The organism is Ruminococcus turbiniformis, assembly GCF_020687545.1.
In the GTDB taxonomy this organism is placed as follows: Bacteria; Bacillota; Clostridia; order Lachnospirales; family Lachnospiraceae; genus Mediterraneibacter; species Mediterraneibacter turbiniformis.
The window spans coordinates 1-1,857 of sequence record NZ_JAJEQX010000085.1 but is presented as its reverse complement, the minus strand read 5'-3'; the positions used below and the strand labels follow the sequence as shown (position 1 = coordinate 1,857).

Sequence of the window (1,857 nt, the reverse complement as noted above, 5' to 3'; positions counted from 1 at the left end):
ATGATGTCGGGGTCAAAAGCCTTAGAAATAGAATCTTGAAAATTTAATATTTTACAGTAAATGCAAGCTTTTTTGCCTTTCACGAGTTATACTAAAAATAGTTTTTGAAAGGTGGTATGCTTCATGTCTTTTAAAACAAATGATTGCCAACAGTTATCCTTCGATGACAGTTTTATAACTCTGACGGAACGAGAAAGAAAAGCTTTAGAAAAATCTTGGGCAAAAATCTTCGCCGATGAAATCTTTCCTGCGATAGATGAAGAACGTTTTTCTGTTTTGTATAGTGATAAAGCCTCCAGACCTAATGCACCTGTAAATGTTATTATTGGTGCGCTTATCATTAAGGAACTTTTTGATTATTCTGACGATGAAATCGTTGAGAATCTGATGCTTGATCTCCACCTTCAATACGCATTGCATACCACAAGCTTTGTAGAACAGCCGATTTCAGACAAAACTCTGACTCGTTTCCGTAAAAGATGCTATGACTATGAGACACTCCATGGTGTGGACTTATACCACGACTGTGTAAAAGATCTCAGCGGTAAAATCGCTAAGATAATGAAACTGAATGGACGCATACGCCGTATGGATTCCATTATGATAGAATCCAACATTCGTTTCCTGAGCCGTATGGAACTGATCTACACCTGTATATCCAAACTGGTTGTTTATCTTACAAAGAAACAGCCAGATATGGTTTCTGAACCACTTAAGCATTATGCAGACCCGAATGATTATAACCGTATCTTCTATCATCAGAGAAATGATGATATGGAAACAACTATTCAAACCTTGTTGACAGACAGCGACTGTTTGCTGGAACTGTGCAAAACAGATTTTGAAGAAACAACGGAATACCAACTTTTTGTCAGATGCCTTTCTGACCAGACAGTTGTTGAAAATGATAAACGTCGTCTGAGAACCAAGGAAGATGGCACTATGAATTCATTAGCACTTCAAAACCCGTCTGATCCAGATGCCACATATAGAAATAAATCCGGTAAGCACTACAGGGGTTATACCGCCAACATTGAGGAAACAGTAGGGAAAAATGGCTCTGTAGTGACGAATTATCAGTTTGATAAAAACACGCATACGGACAGTCACTTTCTTCAGGAATCACTTTCAGCAATGGAAAAATCTGAAGAAGAGATCATTCTGGTTACTGATGGCGGTTATGACGGTCAGGATAACATAGCTCTCGCGAAAGAGAAGAACGTAAAACTGGTAACTACCGCACTGATTGGCAAAGAAGCCCCGGATGCTTTGGCTGACTTCGAATTCAATGACGATGGAACCCGTCTTCTGAAATGTGCGGCAGGTCATGAGCCGGTAAGCCAGTCTTATACCAAAACAACAAGACAATGCAGAGTTTCATTTGACCGAAACCATTGTGTCGGCTGTCCTTATCAGGATCAGTGCCGCCCCAAGATTTATAAAAAAGTTGCCACTTTTATTACCTCAAAAAATGCATCCAACCGAGCAAAAAGCCAGAGATATATGCAAAGTGAGGAATTCAGCAATTTAGCAAGGTTGAGAAATGGTGTAGAAACTATTCCGGCCAATATCCGAAAGAATTATCATCTCGATAAACTTCCAAGAGGTAAACAAAGGGGTAAATTTTTCTTCGGCAGCAAAATAGCCGCTTTAAATTTCAGGAAACTCTTCGGATTCCGAAAGGGTTTAGGAAACTATGCTCAGAATCCGGTATTAGCGTAGATATAAGCCAGAAGTGCACTAATGATTCTCAGTTCATGAAGCCTCTTATGGTATATATACTGTAAAATATTAAATTTTCAAGGTTCATGCGGAGATTCAAACATAGAAAACACTATGTTTTGACCCCGACATCAT

General features: G+C 39.1%; 1 protein-coding gene. It reads left to right on the top strand.

Features of this window, described 5'->3' with window-relative positions; genetic code table 11:
- The first annotated feature begins 123 nt into the window (after positions 1–123).
- The gene (locus tag LKD70_RS18415; RefSeq protein ID WP_227709306.1) at positions 124–1,722 is read left to right on the top strand and encodes a transposase; all 1,599 of its coding nucleotides are present in this window, start codon (positions 124–126) and stop codon (positions 1,720–1,722) included.
- Positions 1,723–1,857: the final 135 nt, after the last annotated feature.

Coding starts and splice junctions, on each gene's coding strand:
- LKD70_RS18415 (WP_227709306.1), top strand. CDS start 124: ATGTCTTTTAAAACAAATGATTGCCAACAGTTATCCTTCGATGACAGT.